Source organism: Pseudomonas sp. p50(2008) (assembly GCF_015351605.1).
Lineage (GTDB): Bacteria > Pseudomonadota > Gammaproteobacteria > Pseudomonadales > Pseudomonadaceae > Aquipseudomonas.
Window position 1 is genome coordinate 377976 of sequence record NZ_JACMYF010000004.1, and the last position, 26526, is coordinate 404501.

A 26526-nucleotide genomic window follows, 5' to 3' on the forward strand; every position below is an offset into this window, starting at 1 on the left:
GCAGGATTTGTTGGCTCGTACCGAGGCCGATCGTTTCCACGCTCTGCGTGGGAATGCCTCAACGGACATGCTTCGTTGCTCTTGGGATGCGGAGCGTCCACAGCTGCATTCCCACGCAGAGAGTGGGAATGATCAAATCATCAACAAAAAAACCCCGCTTTCGCGGGGTTTTTCATTAAGCCAACTGAGGCTGTACGCTCAGCGGTTTGAGCGGGAGCAACGGTGCATGGGGATCGGCTTTCACCGATTTACGCCAGGCTTCCAGCCACTCGGGGTGACCTTCGTTCCAGATTTGCTCATGCAGACGACCCAATGCCACAGGGTCACTGAGCAACTGCAAGCGCTCGTTGTTGTTCAGACCTGCGGGCCCGACCTTCAACGCGTGGCGCACACGCTCGACGCGCAGCCACTCAATCGGCTCGGCCTGACCGTGACGGGAGGTCGCCAGCGAGCACGCCAAGGCGTTCTGCTGTGGATCGACTACCGACCGGATGAAGCCGTCGTTCAGCGCGTGATAACGGTTTTCATGGGTGTACTGGTCCGTTGCCACCAGCGCCTGCGGCGGATTGTATTCCTCAGGGATCAGGAACAGGCTCTCGTCACGGGACTTGAGGCCCAGGCCGACACGACTGGAAATCACCGACACCGGAATCGACAACATCAACGAACCGACGATCGGCACCAGCCACCACAGGAAGCTCGGGTTCAGCCAGATCACCAGCAGCGCCCAGAAGAAGCCCAGCAAGGTCTGCGGACCATGGCGTTTTAACGCTTCGCTCCACGGCGTGGAGTCATCGTCACGTTGTGGCGAGTTCCAGGTCGCGGCCCAGCCGAGGAACGCAGCCAGGACGAAACGGGTGTGGAAAATCATCCGCACCGGCGCCAGCAGCATGGAGAACAGCATCTCCAGCAGCATCGACATCGTCACCTTGAACTTGCCACCGAACTCTTTCGCGCCCTTGGCCCAGATCAGGATGATGCTCAACAGCTTCGGCAGGAACAACAGCACGACTGTGGTCGAGAAAAGCGCGACCGCCTTGTCCGGATGCCATTGCGGCCATAGCGGATAGAGCTGCCGCGGTTCCATGAAGTACTGCGGTTCCATCAGCGTGTTGACCGCCAGCAGCGCCGTCGACAGCACCAGGAAGAAGAACCACAGAGGCGCCGACAGGTAAGACATCACGCCTGTCAGGAACACCGCGCGGTGAACCGGGTGCATGCCCTTGACCAGGAACAACCGGAAGTTCATCAGGTTGCCGTGGCACCAACGACGGTCACGCTTGAGTTCGTCCAACAGGTTGGGCGGCAGTTCTTCGTAGCTACCCGGCAGATCGTAGGCAATCCACACGCCCCAGCCGGCACGGCGCATCAGCGCGGCTTCAACGAAGTCGTGGGACAGGATCGCACCAGCAAATGCGCCTTTACCGGGCAATGGCGCCAGTGCGCAATGCTCGATGAACGGCTTCATGCGGATGATCGCGTTGTGACCCCAGTAGTGGGATTCGCCCAACTGCCAGAAGTGCAGACCGGCGGTAAAAAGCGGGCCGTAAACACGGGTGGCGAACTGCTGCATGCGTGCATACAGCGTGTCCATGCCCGATGCACGCGGCGCGGTCTGGATAATCCCGGCGTCCGGCGTGGCTTCCATCAAGCGCACCAGACTGGTCAGGCATTCACCGCTCATCACGGAGTCCGCGTCGAGCACGACCATGTACTTGTAGTCACCGCCCCAGCGACGGCAGAAGTCGTCGAGGTTGCCGCTTTTGCGTTTGACGCGACGGCGACGGCGGCGGTAGAAAATCTTGCCGAAGCCTTTTGCTTCACGGCAGACGTCCAGCCAGGCTTGCTGTTCGGCGACGCAGATGTCTGCATCGTTACTGTCGCTGAGTACGAAGAAGTCGAAGCGGTCCAGGTCACCCGTGGCGGCTACCGACTCGAACGTTGCTCGCAGGCCGGCGAAAACCCGCGGCACATCTTCGTTGCAGATCGGCATCACCAACGCGGTGCGCGCGTCCTTGGCGATCGGCTCATTGCCAGCACTTTTACCGGAGATACGGTATTTATCGTGACCGGTGAGCAACTCGAGGAAGCCCATCAGTGCTGTCCAGAAACCGGCCGATACCCAGCAAAACAGAATCCCGAACAGAATCAGGATGCTGGTTTGCAGTGCATACGGCAGTACTTGCGTGGCCGTTTGCAACAGCGGTTGATGCAGCACTTCGTTGAGGTCGACAAACGACCAGCCCTGGTACGGCATGATGCCTTTCATGTACCAGCCAGCGACGATCGTCTGGCCGAGCATCAGCACCAGCAATATGTAACGACGGATCGATCCCACCGTGCGCCAGCGTGCAGCCGGCAGCACACGTTCATCCTTCGGCGGAGCCGGCGGATTGGTGCGACCGGTGAGGCGACGCCAGCCACGCACCAGAATATTGGTGCGCCATGGCTCTGGCACGACTTTGGTTCGACGAATCGGCGGGGTTGCCTTGAGGCATACCCGGCCACTGGCATCCAGCACCAGCATTTCCGCGTCTTGCAGTTCTTCAGCGGTGCTCAAGGTCAGGCGCTTGCCGACCGAGGCCTGGGCGGCCTCGCTCGGTGCGTCGAATGTCGAGGACGACAGGCGTTGATGCAGTTCACTGAACGACTGGCAACCCGCGAGTTCCGCGCGCTGCTCGTCGGTCATCGGCAGATGCGCCAGATACTCTGCAAGAGTCTCCGGCTGTACTTGAGAATTACTCATCGGCAGGCAACTGGTAGCTCCAGGTCTCGGTCAGGACTTGTTCAGTCGGTGCCGATTCCGGTGTGGCTGGGGCCGCGTCGGCAGCTGCAGGCTGCTTGGCGTCTTTGTTGTCCTTGTTCTGGGTATCCGTTGCCGGCTTGGCATCGGCCGGTTTGGCCTCTGCCTGCTTGGCTTCTTTAGCTTCCTTGTCCGCCTTCTCCTGCTGCTTGGCGGCAACCTTGTCGGCCTTGGCCACAGAAGAGTTGGAGACCGGGAGCGACGTCTTGGCAAGATCGGCAGGCACGATGTTCTGCACCAGGGCCGCACGCATCTCGGTGGACTTGCTCGGATCCTTGATCTTCATGCGCAGCGTCAGGCGCCAGCCCTTGGTTTCAGGGTTGTAGCGCACGCTGTTCTCGACCAGCTCGGCGTTATCGCCAACGCTGACCTGACTGCGAACGTCGGTATCCGGCGACAAAGCCGCCAAGGATGGACCTTCAAAATCCACCAGGTAAGCAACGCTGCCATCCGGCTGACGGATCAGGTTGGACTGCTTGACGTCACCCGTGGAGCGCAAGGTCTGGCTGACCCAGGCGCTGTCCGGTGCGTGCAGCGCGGCTTCGTCGATGGTCCAGTGCATGCGATAAGCGACGTCCAGCGGTTGGCCAGGCTCAGGCAGCTTTTCCGGGCTCCAGAACGCAACGATGTTGTCGTTGGTTTCATCGGCCGTCGGGATTTCCACCAGGTCTACAGAACCCTTGCCCCAATCGCCTTTTGGCTCGATCCAGGCACTTGGGCGTTTGTCGTAACGGTCATCCAGGTCTTCATAGTGGCTGAAGTCGCGGCCACGTTGCAGCAAGCCAAAACCACGCGGGTTTTCGACTGCGAAGTTGCTCACGGCCAGGTGTTTAGGGTTGTTCAGCGGACGCCAGATCCATTCGCCATTGCCGGCGTGGATAGCCAGACCGCTTGAATCGTGCAGCTCGCGACGGTAATTCAGCACTTTGGAGGGCTGGTTGGCACCGAAGAGGAACATGCTCGTCAGCGGAGCGATACCCAGCTTGGTAACCTTGTCACGCAGGAACATTTGCGCCTTGACGTCGACAACGGTGTCGCTGCCCGGACGCAGGGTCAGGCGGTAGGCACCGGTCGCTCGCGGCGAATCCAGCAGCGCGAAAATCACCAGGTGCTTGTCGCCCGGCTTCGGCTGTTCAATCCAGAATTCGGTGAAACGCGGAAACTCTTCGCCGGACGGCAAAGCGGTATCGATGGCCATGCCGCGAGCGGACAAGCCATAGGTGTGACCTTTGCCGACAACGCGGAAATAGCTCGCGCCCAGCATGGTCATGATTTCGTCTTGCTTGTCGGCTTTGTTGATCGGGTACAGCACACGGAAACCGGCATAACCCAGTTGTTCAGTGGCCTTAGGATCAAACTTCACATCGCCGAAATCGAAACGACTTGGGTCGTATTTGATCTCTTCGACGGTATTAGCCGTGATTTCGTTGATTTTCACCGGCGTATCGAAATGCATACCCTGGTGATAAAAGGACAGCTTGAACGGGGTTTTTTGATCGGCCCATTCGGCTTTTTCGGTGCGGAAACGAATTTTTTGATAGTCCGCGAATTTCATCTCGCGGAATTCGTTCGGCAGATTACTGCGCGGGGCTTCGTATTTCTGCCCGGCCAACTCTTTTGCCTTGGCCGATACATCATCCAGACTGAAAGCCCAAAGCTGACCGGCGCTGAGCAGGCAGAGCAGTGCAGAGCCCGCTACCAGAGCGCTTCGGAACCGTTTGGCAGACAATTTTGGAGCATTACAGGGACTAACAATCACGAGCAACCCTCGCCGAAAACAGATCAAAAAACCAACGGCCAGTTAAAGTGCTTGCACGGTGTACGGTATCGAAAACCCGACCCTGCGAACGACTCTTGCCAAGTTGGCGAGCATTGTTCCGACTCCTATGGGGCAAAATGATTCCCCAAGAGGTCCAGGACAAGTCTCTACCTAAGTCAAAAATGGGCCAACGAACGCTGATCCCCGTAGCGCGCGATTATCTAGCAGGCCGCGTTACAACGCATCAGGGGTAACAAAGTATTTATCGCGGAAAACCCCTGCTTTCAGTCGAAAAGGGCTTAAAAAGTTGTTTCAAGCGCTTTCAGGTCTGTAACAGGAAGGTGACCGGGCCATCATTGACCAGGTGCACCTGCATATCCGCGCCGAATCTACCTGATGCCACAGTGCCATGCACTTGTTTCGCTTTGTTTAATAGATAGTCGAAAAGCTCTTCACCCAAGGCCGGAGGGGCGGCGGTCGAAAAACCCGGGCGCAACCCGCTGCGTGTGTCGGCGGCGAGGGTGAACTGAGAGACCAGCAGCAGCCCGCCACCGACATCGGCCAAGGACAAATTCATTTTGCCTTCAGCGTCACTGAACACCCGATAGTTAAGCAGCTTATGGAGAAGTTTGTCGGCGCTGGCCCGCGTATCGTCGGGTTCGACCGCCACCAGAACCAACAAACCCTGGTCGACCGCGCCGACCACCTCGCCTTCTACTTCGACTCGCGCGCCTCGCACGCGCTGCAGCAGACCCTTCATGCTTCTTCCGGCGCCAGGTCAAGCATACGCCGCGCCATCAGGTCGGCGGCACGTACCAGAGCATCGGTGATCCCCGGCTCGGAGGCCGCATGGCCGGCGTCACGGATGACTTGCAGTTCGCTGTTGGGCCAGTTCTGGTGCAATTCCCAGGCGTTATCCAATGGGCAGATAACGTCGTAGCGGCCATGGACGATCACGCCAGGCAAGTGGGCGATCTTGCCCATGTCACGAATCAGCTGGTTCGGTTCAAGAAACGCATTGTTGGTGAAATAGTGACATTCGATACGGGCGATCGACAAGGCGCGTTGCGGCTCGGAGAAACGATCGACGACCAGCGGGTTCGGACGCAAGGTCGCGGTCCGCCCTTCCCATGTGGACCAGGCCTTGGCCGCGTGCATCTGGGCGATCTGATCGTTGCCGGTCAGGCGTTTGTGGAATGCCGTGAGCAAGTCGCCGCGCTCGTCCATCGGGATCGGCGCGATGTAGTCCTGCCAGTAATCCGGGAACAGACGGCTGGCGCCAGCCTGGTAGAACCACTCGATTTCTTGCGGACGGCAGAGAAAAATCCCGCGCAGGATCAGACCGTGCACGCGCTCCGGGTGGGTCTGCGCGTAAGCCAGCGCCAGCGTCGAACCCCAGGAACCGCCGAACAGTACCCATTTCTCGATACCCAGGTGTTTACGGATTCGCTCAAGATCGGCGACCAGATCCCAGGTGGTGTTGTTTTCCAGGCTGGCGTGGGGCGTGGAGCGACCGCAGCCGCGCTGGTCGAAGGTGACAATGCGATACAGGTTCGGATCGAAGTAACGACGGCTCTGGGCATCACATCCGGCGCCGGGACCGCCGTGGATGAACACCACCGGCAAACCTTCCGGTGAACCGCTTTCGTCAACGTAGAGTGTGTGGGTTTCATCGACGGCCAGATCGTGCCGGGCGTGGGGTTTGATCTGCGGGTACAAAGTCTGCATTGCGCGCTCCGTAAGGGGTCGAGGTCATCCCTGGGGGGACTACTATTATTCTGCCGTGAGGCATCATAAACCCGAATTACGTGAATGAGCATGTCCCGGCGTAAGCGCGGCCTATTCCTGAAAAATCCAGCCCCCGTAGGAGCTGACGAAGGCTGCGATCTTTTGATGTTGCTTACCAAGATCAAAAGATCGAAGCCTTCGGCAGCTCCTACAGGAATCAAACCCGCCGCAGGTTAGCCGCCGTAGCGCTGCTGCCCCCAATCCAGCAACCCTTGCAGCAATTCCTTCAGCACCACCTGAGTCGGTGCCGCGAGATCAGGCCGGTAACGGAACGGCTCGAACTCTTCCATGTACGTGCACTGCCCCAGTTCAAGCTGCACCGCATGAATGTTCTCGGCCGGGTTGCCGTAGTTTCGGGTGATGTGGCCGCCCTTGAAGCGGCCGTTCAGCACATGGCTGTACTCGCCGTGGCGCGCACAGATCGCCTCCAGCTGCGACGCCAATTGCGCATCGCAACTGGCACCATTGAAGGTGCCCAGGTTGAAGTCCGGCAGCTTGCCGTCGAACAGGTGCGGGATGATCGAGCGAATCGAATGCGCATCGAACAGCAACGCATAGCCGAATTCGGCTTTGAGTCGAGCCAGCTCGTTCTGCAAGGTGCTGTGATACGGCGTCCAGATCTGATCCAGGTAGGTCGCCCGCTCTGCCGCCGACGGCTCCATGCCTTCACGGAACAACGGAATGCCGTCGAACAGCGTCGCGGGATACAGACCGGTCGTGGCACCCGCATATAAAGGCTTGTCATCGGACGGACGGTTCAGGTCGATGACAAATCGCGAGTACTCGGCAGCCAGGGTACTGGCACCCAGTTCAGCGGCAAATTCATAAAGCGTGGGGATATGCCAGTCGGTGTCCGGCAAGCTGCGCGCATCGGGGATTAACCCGGCTTCGACCGCAGGTGTCAGGCGCAAGCCGGCGTGAGGCATGCTGATCAGCAGCGGCACACGGCCTTGTTTGAAGTTCAGAACCTTATCCACAACTGTTCTCCTAAACGCTCGTTTCGACGCCGTGACGCACGACGCGTTTTTCCAGATCACCGCCCAGCCAGTACGAAAGGTCGGCAGGACGATCGATTTGCCAGGCAACAAAGTCCGCAACCTTGCCGACCTCCAGCGAACCGTGGGTGTCCGCCATACCCAAAGCGGTGGCGGCATGAATCGTCGCGCCAGCCAGGGCTTCTTCCGGGGTCATGCGGAAACAGGTGCAGGCCATGTTCAGCATCAGGCGCAACGACAGCCCAGGCGAAGTGCCGGGGTTCAGATCGCTGGCAATGGCGATTTTCACACCGTGTTTGCGCAAGGCGTCCATTGGTGGCAACTGGGTTTCACGCAGGAAGTAGAACGCCCCCGGCAGCAGTACCGCGACGGTGCCGGACTTCGCCATGGCGATGGCATCGTCTTCGGTCATGAATTCCAGATGATCGGCAGACAGGGCGTGGTACCGCGCGGCCAGACTCGAGCCATGCAGCGACGATAGTTGTTCGGCATGCAGCTTCACCGGCAATCCGAGTTCCTGTGCGGCAATGAATACCCGCTCGACCTGCTCCGGAGAAAACGCCAGGTATTCGCAGAAGGCATCCACCGCATCCACCAAACCTTCGGCGGCCAGCGCCGGAAGCATATCGGCACAGATGTGATCGATGTAGGCGTCGGCGCGATCCACGTATTCCGGCGGCAGGGCGTGAGCGGCCAGGCAGGTGGTGCGCACGCTGACCGGCAGTTCGGCGCCAAGGCGCCGGGCCACGCGCAGCATCTTGCGCTCGTTGTCCAGGTTCAGGCCGTAGCCGGATTTGATTTCGATGCTGGTGACGCCATCGCGCATCAGGCTTTTCAGACGCTTGGCGGCGCTGGCGAACAGTTCGTCTTCGGTTGCGGCGCGGGTGGCGCGAACGGTGCTGGCGATACCCCCCCCTTTGGCGGCGATTTCCGAGTAGCTGACGCCTTGCAGGCGCTGTTCGAATTCGCCGCTGCGGTTACCGCCGAACACCGTGTGGGTGTGGCAGTCGATCAGGCCCGGAGTGACCCAGGCCCCTTTCAAATCGTTGACCGCCGGGTACTCGCCGGACGGCAATTCGCTGCGCGGGCCAACCCACTCAATGTGCGCACCGGACGTCACGATGGCCGCATCCTCGATGATCGAGTAGACGCCTTGCGCCATGGTTGCGACGTGGCAGTGTTGCCAGAGAGTTTTCATCCCGAATCTCCATCAAATTCAAAATCGAATCGCTGGCAAGCCAGCTCCCACAGTGGATCTTCAGTGTTCACACGATCCCTGTGAGAGCTGGCTTGCCAGCGATGGGGCCATTACAGGCTCGGCAGCAGCTTGGTCGACACCAGCTCGTTCAAGCAACGGGTCGCCAACAACTCAGTCGCGGCATTAATGTCCGGCGCGAAGAAACGGTCTTTCTCATAGAACGGCACTTCTTTACGCAGAATCCCACGTGCCTGTTCCAGCTTCGCCGAAGTCTTCAAGCCTTCACGCAAGTCCAGCCCCTGGCACGCTGCCAGCCATTCCACCGCAAGAACACCGCGGGTGTTTTCGGCCATCTCCCACAGACGCTTGCCTGCAGCGGGCGCCATGGACACGTGGTCTTCCTGGTTGGCCGAGGTCGGCAAGCTGTCCACGGAATGCGGATGGGACAATGCCTTGTTCTCGCTGGCCAATGCGGCAGCCGTCACCTGGGCGATCATGAAACCGGAGTTCACGCCGCCATTGGCCACCAGGAACGGCGGCAGTTGCGACATGTGCTTGTCCATCATCAGCGAAATACGACGCTCGCTCAGGGAGCCGATTTCCGCGATCGCCAACGCCATGTTGTCAGCGGCCATGGCCACTGGCTCGGCGTGGAAGTTACCGCCAGAAATCACATCGCCTTCAGCCGCGAACACCAGCGGATTATCCGAGACTGCGTTGGCTTCGATGGCGAGCACTTCGGCGGCCTGACGGAACTGGGTCAGGCAGGCGCCCATGACTTGTGGCTGGCAGCGCAGGGAGTACGGGTCCTGAACCTTCTCGCAGTTCTGATGCGAATCGGACACTTCGCTGCGCTCGCCGAGCAGATCGCGGTAAGCGGCCGCGGCGTCGATCTGGCCTTTCTGGCCACGCGCGGCATGGATACGGGCGTCGAACGGTGAGCGCGAACCCAGCACGGCTTCCACCGTCAACGCACCCAGCGCAACAGCACCAGCGAACAGGTCTTCACCTTCGAACAGACCACGCAGCGCATAAGCGGTGGACACCTGAGTACCGTTGAGCAGCGCCAGACCTTCTTTCGCCGCCAACGTCAGCGGGGTCAGGCCGGCCACTTTCAGCGCTTCGGTCGCCTCCAGCCATTCGCCTTTGTAGCGCGCCTTGCCTTCGCCCAGCAGCACCAGCGACATATGCGCCAACGGCGCCAGATCACCCGAGGCGCCGACGGAGCCCTTCAATGGAATGTGGGGATAAACCTCGGCGTTGATCAGGGCGATCAACGCGTCGATCACCACCCGGCGAATGCCGGAGAAGCCACGGCTCAGGCTGTTGACCTTGAGCACCATGACCAGACGCACCAGTGCGTCGCTGATCGGTTCGCCAACACCGGCGGCGTGGGACAGCACCAGCGAGCGCTGCAGGTTTTCCAGGTCTTCGCTGGCGATGCGGGTCGAGGCCAGCAGGCCAAACCCGGTGTTGATGCCGTAGGCAGTACGGTTCTCGGCGAGAATCTGTTCCACGCACGCGACACTGGCTTCGATCTGGGCCGAAGCGCTGCTGTCGAGTGTCAGTTGCACGGGCTGCTGATAGATATCACGCAGTTGGGCGAGGCTCAGCTGGCCGGGAATCAGGTTTAGGGCTGTCATTTTGTGCTCCTTTTGAGAGTTGTAAATGCTCTCTGTTTAGAGAGGCAGACCAGACGCTCCGGAAATGTCCGTTGTCCGTCGCTTCCCCCTTTTTGAGGGGGCTGGCGCCTTGGCACGCTGGTTTTGGATAAAAATCAGTTCAGATTGGGCAAAGCCTTGTGCAGCAAATTCGGTTCTTTCAGCACACTGGCCGCAGCGGCAATGTCCGGCGCCAACCAGCGATCCTGATCGTAAGCCGGGACACGTTCGCGCAGCAGACGCCACGCCGCATCGGTGCCAGCACCAAAGCGCTGTTCTTTCAAGAACTCGAATGCCTGGGCCGCCAGCAAGTACTCGATGGCGAGAATCTGCGTGCAGTTTTCCAGGGCGCGGTGCAGCTTCAGCGCCGCATTGGTGCCAAGGCTCAGGTGATCTTCCTGCAGGCCGGAGGTGACGTAGTTATCGAGCACGGCCGGTTGCGCCAGTTGGCGGTTTTCCGCGCACAGCGAAGCGGCGACGTATTGCACGATCATCATCCCGGAGTTCACGCCCGGGTTGGCCACCAAGAAAGCCGGCAGGCCGCTGACGTGCGGGTTGATCAAGCGATCCAGGCGACGCTCGGCGATGGAGCCGATCTCCGCCATGGCAATGGCCAGCAGGTCTGCCGCCATGGCTACAGATTGGCCATGCGGGTTGGCCTGGGACACCACGCGGTAGTTGTCCGCAGTGCCCAGCACCAGCGGATTGTCGGTGGCGCTGTTGAGTTCGGTTTCGATCTGACGGCTCGCGTGCACCAGTTGGTCGCGTGCGGCGCCGTGCACTTGCGGGATGGAACGAATGCTCAGGGCGTCCTGAGTCCGAATGCCTTTGCTCTGGGCAATCACTTCGCTGCCGTCGAGCAAGGCGCGCAGGTTGATACCGACCTGCTGCATACCCGGATGCGGCTTGAGCGCGATGATTTCGGCGTCAAAAGCGTCGATCTGCCCGCGCTGGGCTTCGAAGCTCATGGCCCCAATCACGTCGGCCCACTGCAACAGATGCTCGGCGTCGGCAATGGCCAGGCAGCTCAGGCCAGTCATGCACGGCGTGCCGTTGACCAGGCACAGACCATCTTTGGCACCCAGTTTGACCGGCTGCAGCCCTTCTTCCGCCAAGGCCTGCTGCGCGGAGACGATGTGCCCACGGTAGCTGACATTGCCGACACCCAGCAGCGCGATGCCGATGTGCGCCATGTGGGTCAAATAGCCCACGGAGCCCTGGGACGGCACTTGCGGGGTGATGCCACGGTTGAGCAACGCCAGCAGCGCTTCAACTACCTGCCGGTGCAGGCCGGATTTGCCGTGGCTGTAGTTGATGACCGCGGCGCACATGATCGAGCGAGTCTGCTCGTCGGCCAGCGGCGCGCCAACGCCACAGGCGTGGCTGAGCAAGGTGTTGCGCGACAACTGGCTGAGTTGTTCATCCTGCAGCGGGACGTTGCACAGCGCGCCCAGGCCGGTGTTGATGCCATAGGCGCGTTCGCCACTGGTGACGATGCGCTGGACGATCGCCTGAGCATTCTCGATCCGCGCCCAGATCGGCGCCGACAGTTCAAGTTGTGCGCCATGCCGAGCGACGGCGACGACGTTCTGCCAAGTGACTTGCGCTTCGGTGATAACGATTTTTTCAGCCTGGGACATCATTGACCTCAATCCGGAATATTGATGCAGCTTCATTGACGCTATCGCGAGCAGGCTCACTCCTACAGGGGTACGCATTTCAACTGTAGGAGTGAGCCTGCTCGCGATGGGGCCAGCCCAGCCAACACAAATGATCTAAACCACCGCAGCCCGACGCTGCACGAACCGGTCGACATACTCATCCGCTGGCGAATGCAGGATCTCGCGCGGCGTGCCGACCTGGATCAGGCGGCCGTCCTTGAGGATCGCAATGCGATTGCCGATGCGCACGGCCTCGTCGAGGTCGTGGGTGATGAAAACGATGGTCTTGTGCAAGGTCTTTTGCAGCTCCAGCAACTGGTCCTGCATCTCCGCACGGATCAGCGGATCGAGGGCGCTGAAGGCTTCGTCCATCAGGATGATGTCAGTGTCCGCCGCCAAGGCGCGGGCCAGGCCCACACGCTGGCGCATGCCGCCCGAGAGCTGGTGCGGGTATTTGTTTTCGTAGCCTTTGAGGCCCACGGTGTTGATCCAGTGCAGGGCACGCTCGGTGCACATCTGCTTGCTCTCGCCGCGCACTTTCAGGCCGTAGGCGACGTTGTCCACCACGGTCTTGTGCGGCAGCAGGCCGAAGCTCTGGAACACCATGCTGATCTTGTGCCGACGAAATTCGCGCAAGGCTTCCATGTCGTATTGCAGGATGTCCACGCCGTCCACCAGGATCGCGCCGCTGGTGGGATCGATCAGGCGATTGAAGTGGCGAACCAGCGTCGACTTGCCGGAGCCCGAGAGGCCCATGATCACGAAGATCTCACCGGTTCCGATGCTCAACGACAAGTCGTTCACACCCACCACGCAGCCGGTTTCGGACAGCACCTGATCCTTGGTCTTGCCTTGGCCAACCATGGCCAGCGCATCCTTGGAACGGTTGCCGAAAATCTTGAAGACGTTTTTGACTTCGATCTTGCTGATGGCTTCGTTGCTCATTTGCTCACCTCATGCCGTGGCCGACCATACGCCTGAGTAATGCGGTCGATGACCACTGCCAGAATCACGATCGCCAGACCGGCTTCCAGGCCTCGTCCAACGTTGAGGGTCTGAATCCCCACCAACACATCTTCACCCAGGCCACGGGCACCGATCATCGAGGCAATCACCACCATCGACAGGGCCATCATGGTGGTCTGGTTGATCCCGGCCATGATGCTTGGCAGGGCCAGCGGCAGTTGCACGCCGAACAGTTGTTGCCAGCGGTTGGCACCGAAGGCGTTGATGGCCTCCATCACTTCTCCGTCGACCTGGCGAATGCCCAGATCGGTCAGGCGGATCAGCGGCGGCGCGGCGTAAATCACGGTCGCGAAAATCGCCGGCACCTTGCCCAGGCCGAACAGCATCAACACCGGGATCAGGTACACGAAACTTGGCATGGTCTGCATGATGTCGAGCAACGGCATCAGTACCGAACGCAGGCGATTGCTGCGCGCCGAGAGGATGCCCAGCGGAATGCCGATCAGCACCGAAATCACCGTCGCGACCATCATCAGAGCGAGCGTCTGCATCAGCTTGTCCCAGAGGCCAACCGCCCCTACCAGGAACAACAAGCCGACAATGACAGCGGTGGTCACGATCTTGCGGGTCGCGTGCCAGGCCACACCTGCAACGATTGCCAGCATCAGCCACCAGGGCGCCGCACGCAGCAGGCCTTCAAGGTTGACGATGGCCCACAACAGGGTGTCTGAGATGTGTCGGAACACATCGCCGTAATTGGTCACCAGCGAATCGACCCAACCGTTGACCCAGTCGGCGATGGAAAAGGTAAAGCTTTCGGGAAACATAAGAGACTCTCAATCAAGGGGTTGCGATGCAGCACCCGACTGCCGTCGCCGGCAGTCGAAGAAGCTGGACCTACAAAGCCGCGTCGATCTTCTTGGCTGCGTCTTCGCTTACCCACGCATGCCAGACTTCAGGATGTTCCTTGAGGAAGATTTTCGCCAGCTTCGGCGAAGCAATCCGCTCCTTCGCCATGCGCCCCAGGTTCTGGTTCAGCAGGTCGATCGGCAGGTTGACCTTTTCCAGCACGGCCACCAGTTCCGGGGCCTCGTCGTGGAAGGTTTTGGACAGGCCGACCTTGATGGTCACGCTCTTGTCCACGCCCGGTTTCTCTTCAAGCTTGACCAGATCGACCTGCCCCATCAGCGGCGTCGGCGACCAGTAGTAGAACAGGATCGGCTCGCCACGCTTGTAGCTCGACAGCACCGCTGCATCCAGCGCCGGGCCGGTGCCTGGGCGGAAGTTGGTGTAGGTGCTTTCCAGGCCGTAGCTCTTCAGCATCTCGCTGTTGTCCAGCTCACAGGTCCAGCCGGCCGGGCAATTGTAGAACCGGCCTTTGGACGGTTCTTCCTGATCCTTGAACACGCTGGCGTACTTGGCCAGATCAGCAATGTTTTTAAGGTCCGGCGCCTTGGCTTCCAGCTTGCGATTGGCATCGCCTTCGATCACGTAGCGCGGTACGTACCAGCCTTCGACAGCGCCCGTAATCGGAGCGCCCACACCGACGACCTTGCCGGCCTTCTCGGCCTTGTTCCAGACTTCACTACGCCCCACCCATTCTTCGGCGAAGACTTGAATGTCGTTGCTGCTCAGGGCGTTTTCCATGGTGATGGAGTTGCCTGGCAAGCTGTCGGTCTTGCAGTCGTAGCCTTTCTCCAACACGACTTGCAGCACGTCGGTCAGGAGCATGCCGCTTTCCCAGTTGAGGCCGGCGAACTTCACCGGTTTACCGGATTCGCACCAACCGGCTGCCTGGCTGGCGCCGGCGCTGGCGAGCAGGCCCATGGAAATCAATGTAGTCAGCAGGGTCTTGTTCGATTTCATTGTTGTGACGCTCCTAATCATGAGTTGGCTTACGGCAGTCAAGAGGCATCCAGCCCTGTCCTCGTCCAATCAGGCCCGCGCCGCAGCGCGACTGGCCCCGCTCGTTACTGGTTGTACAACACTGTCCTGCTCGACCGGCAGAATCAGTTGATCGGGCACTGAGCCGTGCCATTTTTTCGCACACACGTAATACAGGGCTGCAGGAAGCACCAGACCAATGATCCAGGAGATATCCACATCACCCAGGGCCGCTACCAGCGGACCGGTATAGAACTTGGTGGAGATGAACGGTAGCTGCACCAGTACACCGAAAACATAGACGCTGATACCCAATGGGTTCCAACGGCCGTAGCGACCTTTCGGATCGGACAGCGCTGGCACGTCATAACGCTCGCGAGTGATGCAGTAGTAGTCCACCAGGTTGATCGCGCTCCATGGCGTAAAGAACGCCAGCAGGAACAGGATGAAGGACTTGAATGCACCGAGGAACGAGTGCTGGCCGAGCAATGCCATCAGGGTCGCAGCACCGACGATGACCAGCACGAAGACCAGACGCTGCAAGCGCGTGACCTTCAGCTCACCACGGAAGCCGCTGATGATGGTCGCAATGCACATGAAGCTGCCGTAGGAATTGAGCGTGGAGATGGTGACCTTGCCGAAGGCGATGCTGAAGTACAGCAGCGCGGCGGTGGCACCGGTGCCGCCCAGACCCACGATGTAGGCGACTTCGTGACCGACGAACTGGCCGTTGGCCGATGCAGCGGCGAACACACCGAGGATCATTGCCACCTGTGCACCAATGACCGAACCCGCGCCAGCGGCGAAAAAGGTCTTCACCGAGGAAGTCTTGCTTGGAAGGTAGCGCGAATAGTCAGCCACGTAAGGGCCGAAGGCGATCTGCCAGGACGCCGCGAGTGATACAGCCAGCAGGAAGCTGCTCCAGCTGAAGTGGCGGATTTCCAGCAGTGCGCCAACGTCCGTCTGGCTCATGAGACGGCTGAACAGGAAAACGAAAGCAATCACGCCAATGACACTGGCGACGCGGCCAATCCAATGGATCACCCGATAGCCGAGCACCGTGACCAGCACGATGACACTGGCAAAAATGAGGATACCGACGCTGTCGCTGACGCCGAACAACTGGCCCAGCGCCTGGCCGGAAAGTACGGTGCCCGTGGCGGTGAAACCGAGGTACATCAAGCAGACCAGTACGATCGGGATGGCCGCGCCATAAACACCGAACTGTACCCGGCTGGAAATCATCTGTGGCAGGCCAAGCTTGGGCCCTTGCGCCGCATGCAACGCCATCACCCCGCCCCCCAGCAGTTGACCGATCAACAGACCGATCAACGACCAGAACACATCACCACCCAGCACCACGGCCAAGGCCCCGGTGACAATCGCAGTGATTTGCAGGTTGGCCCCCATCCACAGGGTGAACTGACTCAATAGACGACCGTGTCTTTCCGCTTCCGGGATGTAGTCGATCGAACGTTTCTCGATCAACGGTTTGTTGCCTGCACGATCGTTGTTTACAGCCATGATTCAACCTCTGTGGATTGTTATTGTAGGTTTACGCAATCCCTGTAGCAGCTGCCGCAGGCTGCGTTGGGTTGCGAAGCGACCCCGGCACTCCAATGTGGAGCGAAGGTCCTTCGGCCCTTAACGCAGCCTTCGGCAGCTGCTACATGGGTTGTCTATTTACCGGTGATCATCGGCAGGTTCAGGCCTTGTTCCTTGGCGCAGTCGATCGCGATCTGGTAACCCGCATCGGCGTGGCGCATGACCCCGGTCGCCGGGTCGTTGTGCAGCACGCGAGCGATGCGTTCGGCCGCTTCGTCGGTGCCGTCGCAGACGATGACCATGCCCGAGTGCTGGGAAAAGCCCATGCCGACGCCGCCGCCGTGGTGCAGCGACACCCAGGTCGCGCCGCTTGCGGTGTTCAGCAGGGCGTTGAGCAGTGGCCAGTCGGACACGGCGTCGGAACCGTCCTGCATCGATTCGGTTTCACGGTTCGGGCTGGCCACGGAACCGGAGTCCAGGTGGTCACGGCCGATGACGATCGGCGCGGACAACTCACCGCTGCGCACCATTTCGTTGAACGCCAGACCCAGCTTGGCGCGCAGGCCCAGGCCGACCCAGCAGATACGCGCCGGCAGACCCTGAAAGCTGATGCGCTCGCGGGCCATGTCCAGCCAGTTGTGCAGGTGCGCGTCGTCCGGGATCAGTTCTTTGACCTTGGCGTCGGTTTTGTAGATGTCTTGCGGATCGCCCGACAGTGCAGCCCAACGGAACGGGCCGATGCCACGGCAGAACAACGGGCGGATGTAGGCCGGCACGAATCCCGGGAAGTCGAACGCGTTTTCCACGCCTTCTTCCTGCGCCATCTGACGGATGTTGTTGCCGTAGTCGAAGGTCGGAATGCCCATTTTCTGGAATTCGAGCATCGCTTTAACGTGCACGGCCATCGATTGCTTGGCGGCTTTCACCACGGCAGCCGGCTCTGTCTTGGCGCGGGCGCGGTATTCGTCCCAGGTCCAGCCAGCGGGCAGGTAGCCGTTGAGTGGGTCGTGGGCGCTGGTCTGGTCGGTGACCATGTCCGGACGCACGCCACGCTTGACCAGTTCCGGCAGGATTTCAGCGGCGTTACCCAGCAGCGCGATGGAAATCGCCTTGCCTTCCTTGGTGTATTTGTCGATGCGCGCCAGTGCGTCGTCGAGGTCTTTGGCTTGCTCGTCGACGTAGCGGCTGTTGAGGCGGAAATCGATGCTGACCTGCTGGCATTCAATGTTCAGCGAGCAAGCACCGGCCAGGGTCGCGGCCAGTGGCTGAGCACCGCCCATGCCCCCGAGGCCTGCGGTCAGGACCCAGCGACCTTTGAGGTCATCGTTGTAATGCTGGCGACCGGCTTCGACGAAGGTTTCGTAGGTGCCCTGGACGATGCCTTGGCTGCCGATGTAGATCCAGCTGCCTGCGGTCATCTGGCCGTACATGGCCAGGCCTTTGGCGTCGAGTTCGTTGAAGTGTTCCCAGCTCGCCCAGTGCGGCACCAGGTTGGAGTTGGCAATCAGTACGCGCGGGGCATTGGTGTGGGTCTTGAACACGCCGACCGGCTTGCCGGATTGCACCAGCAGGGTCTCGTCGTCGTTCAGATTGGTCAGGCTCTCGACGATCTTGTCGTAGCACTCCCAGTTACGTGCCGCACGCCCGATACCACCGTAAACCACCAGTTCTTTAGGGTTCTCGGCGACTTCCGGGTCGAGGTTGTTCATCAACATGCGCAGCGGCGCTTCAGTCAGCCAGCTTTTGGCGGTCAGCGTGTTACCGCGGGCGGCACGGATTTCAACGTCACGGTACTTCGTAGGTTTATTGTCAGTCACGAAAAAGACTCCTCAGCGATCAATTCAAACCAACCCTGGCAGTGGGCAAGCCAGCCTGTGCGCATCGTTGCGCCACAAGCGAATCAGTGGACGCTGCGGAGAGTCTCGAATGACTCATACGCATACGTCTTTACTTGTACATACAAGCATATGCAATCAAGCGGCCAACTTGCTGGATGGTTGTTCAAGAAAAATGCTGAAACGCTTTGAAACACTGGTAGAGCAAGGGCTGGGAGGGAAATGAAATTTTTGCGGAGGGCTTTTGAGCGCAGGGGGATGGCTGTTACTTGGACGAGGTTTTGCGCCACGCTGGGGCGTTCGGTAACAAAGTGGTGCGCGGAGGGGAACGGTATGAGTACCGCTTTTGTGGTGGTGAAGGGATCTTCTTGTGGCGAGGGGATCTTCTTGTGGCGAGGGGATTTATCCCCGTTGGACTGCGCAGCAGTCCCATATCTTTAGGGCCGCTTCGCAGCCCAACGGGGCGGTGCGACGTTTCGCTAAATCCCCTCGCCACACAGATAAACCCCCTCACCACAGGTTTAGCGTGCAGTCAGTTCGATCACGCAGCATGGACCGTTGCTGGAGATTTCCAGCAGGCCGGCGTTACCGTTGAGCTGCAGGCAATCATGACGACCCAACTGTGCGTCGCTTTGATCGACCTTCACCTCCAGGCCATCGGCAACACTGAACACCAGTACTGTGCCGGCCGAGCTGAAAAACCGTTGATCGCCATCCAGCCACTGCAATCGTGCGTCGTAACGCTGCGGCGCATAGATCAGGTTGAAGTCGCGAATCGGGCCACCCACCAATGCACAGGAAACCTGGCTCTCGCCGCTGAAGGAAAACGGGTCCAACGGTAACAATGTTCGCGTGTCCTGACCGTCAACCCGCAAGGTCATGCCGTCGCCCTGCAGCACGGTGATCACTCGATGATACCCGGCAAAGGTGGAAAACCCGCCCGACTCGCCGATGTCGGCAATCGACAGGCGCCAGCCGAAGCCATCAAGACCGGTGCCGGCGTCGCGAGTGATTTCTTCAGTACTGCCGCCGCCGTTTTTCCACGGCATGCGAGGGTAATCCTTGGCGCGTAGAACGTTCATTTCTTTCATTTATGGAACCGACCTTCCAGACGATGACGGGAACCGGGGTGGATCAGGCGAGCGGCTGTTACCGGCTGGCGGCCAGACCAGGTGCGACGACGAATCAGCAGGCAGGGCTCGCCCTTTTCAATCTGCAGCAGTTTGCATTCGGTCGCTTCAGCCAGTATCGCCTCGACCACGTGCTCGCCTTCAGTCAGCGGCGCCACCTGGTTCAGATAGGCATAGGGCGTTTGCAGGGTGAAATCCTGTTTGAGGTAGTCCGGCGCCACCAGTGCGTTGACGAAACGATCCTCGATTTGCACCGGGATATCGTTTTCAAAATGCACGATCAGCGAGTGGAAGACTTTCTGGCCTTCGCGCATGTCCAGCGCCAGGGCACGCTCGGAACCGGCCGCCTCTTCTTCGAGGGTGATGACCTTGCAGGTGTGACGATGACCGCGAGAGGCGATTTCGTCGGCGATGTTGTGCACTTCAAACAAAGCGGACTGACTTTTCGGCTCGGCGACGAACGTGCCGACACCTTGCATGCGCACCAAAAGACCGTCGGCGGTCATCTCGCGTAGCGCGCGGTTGATGGTCATGCGGCTGAAACCCAACTGGCTGACCAGCTCGCTTTCCGACGGAACGCGGTAGTGAGGCGGCCAATTACCGCTGTCGATTTGCTGGGTAATCATCTGTTTAACGCGGGCGTACAGGGGCGCCGGACTGTCGCCCATGTTCGCGGCCAACGGAGAGACTGCAGGCGGAGTCGGCACGGTTAATCCTTTGTTCGTCTGGATGAGATTGCTAGCTTGCCGGAGTTTACCGAGCAGGCAAACGTCTGTATATGTATATACAAATAACACACGATGGGGTGCTGAACCATGTCCGCTTTCTTTGCCGAGCGCGCGCTTCTGCCTAACGGATGGGCCAATAACGTACGTCTTGAGGTCAGCGCCGATGGCGTATTGACTCATGTCCAGGCTGATTCCACTGCAGATGGCGCCGAAAGGCTGAGTGGCCCGCTACTTCCGGGCATGCCGAATTTGCACTCCCATGCGTTCCAGCGGGCAATGGCCGGGCTCGCCGAAGTGGCGGGCAATCCGAACGATAGTTTCTGGACCTGGCGCGATTTGATGTACCGCCTCGTCGGAAAAATCAGTCCGGACCAACTCGGCGTCATTGCCCGTCAGCTGTACATCGAAATGCTCAAGGCGGGCTACACGTCCGTCGCTGAATTTCATTACGTGCATCACGACCTCAACGGCCAGCCTTACGCAGACCCTGCCGAGCTGGCTCTGCGCGTCAGCCAGGCCGCCGCCTCTGCCGGCATCGGCCTGACGGTGTTGCCGGTGCTCTACAGCCACTCCGGGTTCGGCGGCCAGGCACCAAATGAGGGTCAGCGCCGTTTTATAAACAGCACCGAGAACTACCTCAAGCTGCAGTCGCGCTTGCAGCCGATCCTGGCGCAACAACCGGCGCAATCCCTTGGTTTGTGCTTCCACTCGTTGCGAGCGGTCACCCCGCAGCAGATCAGCGAAGTGCTCGCCGCCAGCGACAAGCAATGCCCCGTGCACATCCACATCGCCGAGCAGCAAAAGGAAGTCGATGACTGCGTGAGCTGGAGCGGTCGCCGTCCGCTGCAATGGTTGTACGAAAACACTGAAGTCGATCAGCGCTGGTGCCTGGTCCACGCCACCCACGCCAACCCGGAAGAAGTCACGCTGATGGCCAAGAGTCGCGCCATCGCCGGGCTGTGCCTGACCACCGAAGCCAACCTCGGCGACGGGATCTTTCCGGCGGTGGATTTTCTCGCGCAGGGCGGGCGCATGGGCATCGGTTCCGATAGCCATGTGTCATTGAGCGTGGTGGAAGAGTTGCGCTGGCTGGAATATGGCCAGCGACTACGCGATCAGCGGCGTAACCGGTTGTATGGCGCGGATCAGCCGATGGTCGGCCGTACGTTATACGACGCGGCACTGGACGGCGGCGCGCAGGCGCTGGGCCAGCCGATTGGCGCTCTGGAAGTGGGCAAGCGCGCTGACTGGCTGGTGCTGGACGGCAATGATCCGTACCTGGCCACAGCCAGTGGCGACGGGATTCTGAACCGTTGGCTGTTTGCCGGTGGCGATCGTCAAGTGCGTGATGTACTGGTCAACGGCCAGTGGGTCGTGCGTAACGGACGTCATGCGCACGAGGAAGAAAGCAACCGGGCGTTCACCCGGGTCCTGCGAGAGTTGCTCGGTTAAAAGCAAAAGATCGCAGCCTGCGCCAGCTCCTACAGGGTCCAGGTTGATCCGCATTATTGCGATCAACCGGATCAATGTAGGAGCTGCCGCAGGCTCGGGCCGCGTTCGGACGATCTTTTTTTAAGCCGCGCTGCTAATTCGAGGTCTTGGCCATCTGCGTATCCGACGCCCGCCAGATCAGCCGCGTGGTGTCGTAACCTTGCTGACGCGCCTTGCTCAGCAGTTCTTCACGCACTACACCATTGACCGAAGGCGTCCGGGACAGCAGCCAGAGATACCGACGACTTGGATCGCCGACGATGGCGGTCTTGTAGTCGTCGCTGACGTACAACACCCAGTATTGCCCTTTCGCTACACCCGGCAGCAATCGCGAAAACCAGGTATCAAACTCGACCCACAACTTGTCGGTCTTGCCCGGCACCTGTGGATAAGCCGTGCCCTTGGCTTCTTCCCATTGCCAGTCCGCCGTCAGGCAACGGTTGAGCACCAATACATTACCGTCGGGCTTGAGCGTGTAATGGGCTTCGGATTGCGCGCAGTTGCGCTGGAAATACATCGGCAGGCGCGCCAACTCATACCAGGTGCCCTGATACTTCTTGAGGTTGACGCTGTTGACGGTTTTCGGCGCCAACGGATCTTCGCCAGAAGTGGCGCAGCCGGCCAATACCAGGCCCGCTAAAAGTACAAAAATTAACCGCTTCATTGTTTTTCTCCCGTGGGCGCGTAGCCCCGGTTTACTTCAGGCCTTGGCCAGAAAACATCAACACTTTGTCACCGGCGTATTGCACGCTGATAAAGCTGTTCTTGTCGCCCCAAGTGCAACTGGACATGCCCAGCGCGCCCGAACAATCGGCGGGTTTACCCAGCAGGTTTTCAACCTCGGCCTTGGGCATACCGGCAGACAACTTCGAGTAGTTTTCCTGATTGACCTTGCTGCATGCGGCCAACAACACGCAGAACGAAAGCAGGGCGATAGAGCGCAGCGACATGGTGTAGCTCCTGGGGCGAAGGGGGTTGGCATGGCTGCCAAGCAGAAGCTTAGAAGAGAAAACCCCTATCTGGTTCCCCGCATGACCGGCTATTTATCAGGCCGCTCGTCTGCCATTTGCCGAAGAATCAGCGACTTTCTCGCGCCAATGAACATTTCGTCGATTTTCGACAAAGACGCCTAATCTTTGGCGCCGACCGGTCGACATAGAAGCAGCGCAAGCCCCCCTGTTGATCAGCCCCTCCGCGGTAGCTCATTTAATGACCAGAAACATGAAGTTCAGCCACAAGATCCTGTTGGCTGCTGCCCTCGTGGTGGCCGTTGCATTTGCCTGTTTCATCCTGTTCAACGACTACCGCCAGCGCCAGACCTTGCGCAGCAGTACCGAAGCGTCGATGCAGGAACTCGGCAGCCTGACCTCCAGCAACATTCAGACCTGGCTGGAAAGCCGCATTCAGTTGCTGCAATCGCTGTCCCAGCAGATCGCCGCGGACGGCAGCGCCCCGGCCAGCCTCAAGCGGGTTATCGACCTTCCGGCCTACACCAGCAATTTCCAGCTGAGCTACTTCGGCGGCAGCGACGGCGTGATGTTCTCGGTTCCGGCCGGCAATCGCGCTGCGGACTACGATCCTCGCGCCCGTGGCTGGTATAAGGCGGCCAACAGCGCGCAACAGACCATCGTCACCGAACCGTACATCGCTGCGTCCTCCGGCAAGCTGGTAATCACCGTGGCCACTCCGGTTCAGCGCCAGGGCCAGATGATCGGCGTTGCAGGTGCGGACATCGACCTGTCCAGCGTCAGCGCGATCATCAACTCCCTGAATTTCGGCGGCCACGGTCACGCGTTCATCGTCGGTGCTGATGGCAAGATTCTGATTCATCCAGACAGCAAACTGGTGCTCAAGAGCCTGGCCGACGCCTACCCGAACGGTGCGCCAAACGTCAGCCCTGGCATGAAAGAAGTCGAGATCGATGGCACAAGCCAGTTCATCTCCTTCACCCACGTCAACGGCGTGCCGTCGGCGGACTGGTACGTGGCGCTGGTGCTCGATCAGGAAACCGCGTTCTCGATGCTGAGCGAATTTCGCACGTCGGCGATCATCGCCATGGTCATCGCGGTGGTCATCATCATCGCGCTGCTGGGCATGCTGATCAGCTTCCTGATGCAGCCGCTGCTGACCATGGGCCGCGCCATGCACGACATCGCCGAAGGCGAAGGTGACCTGACGAAACGCCTGACCATCCACGGCCATGATGAATTCGGCGCCCTGGGGACTTCGTTCAACCGCTTTGTGGAACGTATTCACACATCAATCAGCGAAGTGGCTTCGGCAACGGGTCAGGTCAACGAAGTGGCGCTACGTGTGGTGGCTGCCTCGAATTCGTCGATGTTCAATTCCGACCAGCAAGCCTCACGCACCAGCAGCGTGGCGGCGGCGATCAACGAACTGGGTGCCGCCGCGCAGGAAATCGCGCAGAACGCCGCCCTCGCCTCTCAGCATTCGAGCGACGCCCGCGCCCTGGCGGAAGACGGTCAGCAGGTGGTCGACAAGACCATCGCCGCGATGCAGCAACTGTCAGCGAAGATCAGTGATTCGTGCGGCAACATCGAAACGCTCAACAGCAACACCGTGAACATCGGGCAGATCCTGGAAGTGATCACCAGCATCTCGCAGCAGACCAATTTGCTGGCGTTGAACGCCGCCATCGAAGCGGCCCGTGCCGGCGAAGCAGGTCGTGGTTTCGCCGTGGTGGCTGACGAGGTGCGCAACCTTGCGCATCGCACTCAGGATTCTGCGCAGCAAGTGCAGAAGATGATCGAGGAATTGCAGGTCGGTGCGCGTGAAGCGGTCAGCACCATGACCGACAGCCAGCGCCAGAGTGAAAGCAGCGTTGGCATTGCCAATCAGGCTGGTGAACGGCTCGGTAGCGTGACTCAGCGTATCGGTGAGATCGACGGGATGAACCAGTCGGTGGCCACGGCAACGGAAGAACAGACGGCCGTGGTGGAGTCGATCAACGTCGACATTACCGAGATCAACACGTTGAACCAGGAAGGCGTGGAGAACCTGCAGTCGACTTTACGCGCGTGTGCAGACCTTGAGCAGCAGGCGGCGCGGTTGAAGCAGCTGGTCGGCAGCTTCCGGATCTGAGCCAGATTTACAGGCCCCTTCGCTGGCAAGCCAGCTCCCACAATTATCTGTGGCGGACACGCATCAAGTGTACGGCACAGCCCCCTGTGGGAGCTGCGGTGCGACGATTCGACTTGCCAGCGATGACGGCATCAGCCGCAATTAAAATCTAAAACCTGGAACCAGGCTTCGAAAGAAACTCCAACTCCTCAGCTGTAGACTCCCGCCCCAACACCGCATTGCGATGCGGAAACCGCCCGAACTGCGCGATCACCTTCTGATGCTTCTCGGCGTAATCCAGGTAATCGGCAAACAGCGCCCGGTCGTCTTCAGGCTGTTGCGCCACCAGATCGATGTAGCGCGAGATGCACTCGTTCTGCACCGCCAGATTCTCGCAGTGCTCAAACACCAGATAGATGAACACCCGCTGGATCGGCCGCAATTGCCGATCGAAATCCGCAGCAATGCCCTGCGCTACCAGTGCCTGAGCCCTTGGATCGCCTGAAAAGGATCTTGGAGTGTCGCGAAAGATCATTCGCGGAACTTGATCGAGCAACAACACCAGGGCCAGCCAACCTTCGGGACGTTGCGTCCACTCGGTCAATCCGCCGGCCAGTGCCTGCTCGACCCAGTCCCCGAAACGCTCGCGCGCTTCGAGGTCCTGGCTGTCACGCTTGCCGAACCACAACTTGCCCTTCTGTGCCGCCACCTCGGTGGATGATTCGCAATCTCCGAACCACCATTCAAGCAACGGCTGCCAGGGCGCGGTCATGTTTATTCCTTGTGGTAAGCCGTGACGCGTTCAACTTCTTCTTTCGAGCCGAGGAACACCGCTACGCGCTGGTGCAGGCCTTCAGGCTGAATGTCGAGGATGCGCTGGTGGCCGTCGGTGGAAGCGCCGCCAGCCTGTTCAACCAGGAACGACATCGGGTTGGCTTCGTACATCAAGCGCAGCTTGCCCGGCTTCGACGGCTCGCGGCTGTCACGTGGGTACATGAACAGACCACCACGGGTCAGGATACGGTGCACATCGGCGACCATCGCGGCGACCCAGCGCATGTTGTAGTTCTTTTTCAGCGGGCCTTCATCGCCAGCCAGCAGTTCGCCGACGTAGCGCTGTACCGGCGCTTCCCAGTGACGCTGGTTGGAAGCGTTGATCGCGAATTCCTGAGTGGACTCCGGGATCGTGATGTCTTCGTGAGTCAGTACGAAGCTGCCCATTTCACGGTCCAGGGTAAAGCCTTTCACGCCGTCGCCGAGGGTCAGCACCAGCATGGTTTGCGGACCGTAGATGGCATAACCGGCAGCAACCTGCTCGGTGCCTGGCTGCAGGAAGGCTTTTTCGTTCAGCGCTTCGTTCTGGCTCAGGTATTCGCTCGGGCAACGCAGTACCGAAAAGATGGTACCGACCGGTGCGTTGATGTCGATGTTCGACGAACCGTCCAGCGGGTCGAATACCAACAGGTAGGCGCCTTTCGGGTATTTGCCCGGGATCTGGTAGGCATTGTCCATTTCTTCGGACGCCATGCCGGCCAGGTGACCGCCCCATTCGTTGGCTTCGAGCAGGATCTCGTTGGAGATGACGTCGAGTTTCTTCTGCACTTCGCCTTGGACGTTTTCGGTGCCCATGCTGCCCAGAACACCGCCCAGGGCGCCTTTGGAAACGGCGTGGCTGATTTCTTTACAGGCGCGCGCCACCACTTCGATCAGGAAACGCAGATCGGCAGGCGTGTTGTTGCTACGGGTCTGCTCAATCAGATAGCGACTCAGGGTAACGCGGGACATGGAAGGCTCCGGTGGAATGGGGGACTGAAAACCCGCGCAGTTTAACGCGAGTCGGGGCGCATTTCCTCCTATCAGACGTGAGATGCCGAATAGAGTTCATGCGCGGGGTTTAGCGTAGTTCGAAACGGGCATTTTTACCGACCATTGAACCGCTATCGCGAGCAGGCTCGCTCCTACAGTGTCACGCGTACTCATTGTGGGAGTGAGCCTGCTCGC

Annotated in this window: 22 protein-coding genes and 1 pseudogene; 4 read left to right on the forward strand and 19 right to left on the reverse strand. The window is 59.8% G+C overall.

What is annotated here, in order from left to right; all coding sequences use genetic code 11:
* Window positions 1–175: 175 nt before the first annotated feature.
* The 15 genes from mdoH to hutC form a co-directional block, all read right to left on the reverse strand.
* A complete protein-coding gene (mdoH, locus tag H7698_RS13460; protein ID WP_194691683.1) occupies window positions 176–2746 on the reverse strand; it encodes a glucans biosynthesis glucosyltransferase MdoH in 2571 nt (856 codons plus the stop codon).
* Window positions 2739–4562 carry a glucan biosynthesis protein G gene (locus H7698_RS13465; protein WP_162440003.1) on the reverse strand — a complete coding sequence of 608 codons (1824 nt, stop codon included), beginning with the start codon at window positions 4560–4562 and terminating at the stop codon, window positions 2739–2741. Before H7698_RS13465 ends, mdoH begins: the two co-directional genes overlap by 8 nt.
* 322 nt (window positions 4563–4884) lie before the next feature.
* The gene (gene dtd, locus H7698_RS13470; protein ID WP_162440002.1) at window positions 4885–5322 is read right to left on the reverse strand and encodes a D-aminoacyl-tRNA deacylase; all 438 of its coding nucleotides are present in this window, start codon (window positions 5320–5322) and stop codon (window positions 4885–4887) included.
* On the reverse strand, window positions 5319–6290 hold the full coding sequence (pip, locus tag H7698_RS13475; RefSeq protein ID WP_162440001.1) for a prolyl aminopeptidase: 972 nt from the start codon (window positions 6288–6290) through the stop codon (window positions 5319–5321). The genes dtd and pip overlap by 4 nt, the downstream gene beginning before the upstream one ends.
* Before the next feature lie 233 nt (window positions 6291–6523).
* A complete protein-coding gene (gene hutG / locus H7698_RS13480; protein WP_194691684.1) occupies window positions 6524–7327 on the reverse strand; it encodes an N-formylglutamate deformylase in 804 nt (267 codons plus the stop codon).
* A 10-nt stretch (window positions 7328–7337) separates the two neighbouring features.
* The gene (gene hutI / locus H7698_RS13485) at window positions 7338–8543 is read right to left on the reverse strand and encodes an imidazolonepropionase (protein ID WP_194691685.1); all 1206 of its coding nucleotides are present in this window, start codon (window positions 8541–8543) and stop codon (window positions 7338–7340) included.
* Window positions 8544–8653: 110 nt separating this feature from the next.
* Window positions 8654–10186 (reverse strand): histidine ammonia-lyase, encoded by a 1533-nt coding sequence (hutH, locus tag H7698_RS13490; RefSeq protein ID WP_194691686.1) that lies wholly within the window; start codon window positions 10184–10186, stop codon window positions 8654–8656.
* Between the two features lie 134 nt (window positions 10187–10320).
* Window positions 10321–11844 (reverse strand): histidine ammonia-lyase, encoded by a 1524-nt coding sequence (gene hutH / locus H7698_RS13495; RefSeq protein ID WP_194691687.1) that lies wholly within the window; start codon window positions 11842–11844, stop codon window positions 10321–10323.
* A 135-nt stretch (window positions 11845–11979) separates the two neighbouring features.
* The gene (locus H7698_RS13500; RefSeq protein ID WP_194691688.1) at window positions 11980–12810 is read right to left on the reverse strand and encodes a quaternary amine ABC transporter ATP-binding protein; all 831 of its coding nucleotides are present in this window, start codon (window positions 12808–12810) and stop codon (window positions 11980–11982) included.
* Window positions 12807–13658, reverse strand: a complete 852-nt coding sequence (locus tag H7698_RS13505) for an ABC transporter permease (RefSeq protein WP_162439995.1) — start codon at window positions 13656–13658, stop codon at window positions 12807–12809. The genes H7698_RS13500 and H7698_RS13505 overlap by 4 nt, the downstream gene beginning before the upstream one ends.
* A 70-nt stretch (window positions 13659–13728) precedes the next feature.
* Window positions 13729–14697, reverse strand: coding sequence for an ABC transporter substrate-binding protein (locus H7698_RS13510; RefSeq protein ID WP_162439994.1), 969 nt, complete (start codon window positions 14695–14697; stop codon window positions 13729–13731).
* A 69-nt stretch (window positions 14698–14766) separates the two neighbouring features.
* A complete protein-coding gene (locus tag H7698_RS13515) occupies window positions 14767–16239 on the reverse strand; it encodes a purine-cytosine permease family protein (protein ID WP_194691689.1) in 1473 nt (490 codons plus the stop codon).
* A gap of 155 nt (window positions 16240–16394) precedes the next feature.
* Window positions 16395–18077, reverse strand: coding sequence for a urocanate hydratase (gene hutU, locus H7698_RS13520; RefSeq protein WP_194691690.1), 1683 nt, complete (start codon window positions 18075–18077; stop codon window positions 16395–16397).
* Window positions 18078–18616: 539 nt separating this feature from the next.
* A complete protein-coding gene (locus H7698_RS13525) occupies window positions 18617–19186 on the reverse strand; it encodes a HutD/Ves family protein (protein WP_194691691.1) in 570 nt (189 codons plus the stop codon).
* Complete coding sequence (gene hutC / locus H7698_RS13530; protein WP_162441046.1) at window positions 19183–19893, reverse strand: histidine utilization repressor; 711 nt, start codon at window positions 19891–19893, stop codon at window positions 19183–19185. The genes H7698_RS13525 and hutC overlap by 4 nt, the downstream gene beginning before the upstream one ends.
* Before the next feature lie 147 nt (window positions 19894–20040).
* Here hutC and H7698_RS13535 point away from each other — a divergent pair, with 147 nt between their 5' ends.
* Window positions 20041–21405, forward strand: a complete 1365-nt coding sequence (locus H7698_RS13535) for a formimidoylglutamate deiminase (protein ID WP_194691692.1) — start codon at window positions 20041–20043, stop codon at window positions 21403–21405.
* A 133-nt stretch (window positions 21406–21538) separates the two neighbouring features.
* Here the strand turns inward: H7698_RS13535 and H7698_RS13540 are convergent, their stop codons facing one another.
* Both H7698_RS13540 and H7698_RS13545 read right to left on the reverse strand, forming a co-directional pair.
* Entirely contained in the window at window positions 21539–22108 is a 570-nt protein-coding gene (locus tag H7698_RS13540) for a lipocalin family protein (protein ID WP_194691693.1), read from the reverse strand.
* A gap of 31 nt (window positions 22109–22139) precedes the next feature.
* Complete coding sequence (locus H7698_RS13545) at window positions 22140–22394, reverse strand: outer membrane protein assembly factor BamE (RefSeq protein ID WP_162441041.1); 255 nt, start codon at window positions 22392–22394, stop codon at window positions 22140–22142.
* A gap of 30 nt (window positions 22395–22424) precedes the next feature.
* Here H7698_RS13545 and H7698_RS13550 point away from each other — a divergent pair, with 30 nt between their 5' ends.
* From H7698_RS13550 to H7698_RS31900, 3 genes and pseudogenes are all read left to right on the forward strand, one after another.
* Window positions 22425–22577, forward strand: coding sequence for a hypothetical protein (locus H7698_RS13550; protein WP_194691694.1), 153 nt, complete (start codon window positions 22425–22427; stop codon window positions 22575–22577).
* Between the two features lie 88 nt (window positions 22578–22665).
* Window positions 22666–23688 (forward strand): annotated as a pseudogene (locus H7698_RS31895) (HAMP domain-containing protein); the annotation flags it as partial.
* Between the two features lie 93 nt (window positions 23689–23781).
* Window positions 23782–24546 (forward strand): methyl-accepting chemotaxis protein, encoded by a 765-nt coding sequence (locus tag H7698_RS31900; RefSeq protein ID WP_370694726.1) that lies wholly within the window; start codon window positions 23782–23784, stop codon window positions 24544–24546.
* A gap of 148 nt (window positions 24547–24694) precedes the next feature.
* Here H7698_RS31900 and H7698_RS13560 read toward each other — a convergent pair whose 3' ends face one another.
* Together H7698_RS13560 and H7698_RS13565 are read right to left on the reverse strand one after the other, a co-directional pair.
* Window positions 24695–25297 (reverse strand): DUF924 family protein, encoded by a 603-nt coding sequence (locus H7698_RS13560; RefSeq protein ID WP_194691696.1) that lies wholly within the window; start codon window positions 25295–25297, stop codon window positions 24695–24697.
* Window positions 25298–25299: 2 nt separating this feature from the next.
* Window positions 25300–26310, reverse strand: a complete 1011-nt coding sequence (locus tag H7698_RS13565) for a class 1 fructose-bisphosphatase (RefSeq protein ID WP_194691697.1) — start codon at window positions 26308–26310, stop codon at window positions 25300–25302.
* Window positions 26311–26526 lie beyond the last annotated feature (216 nt).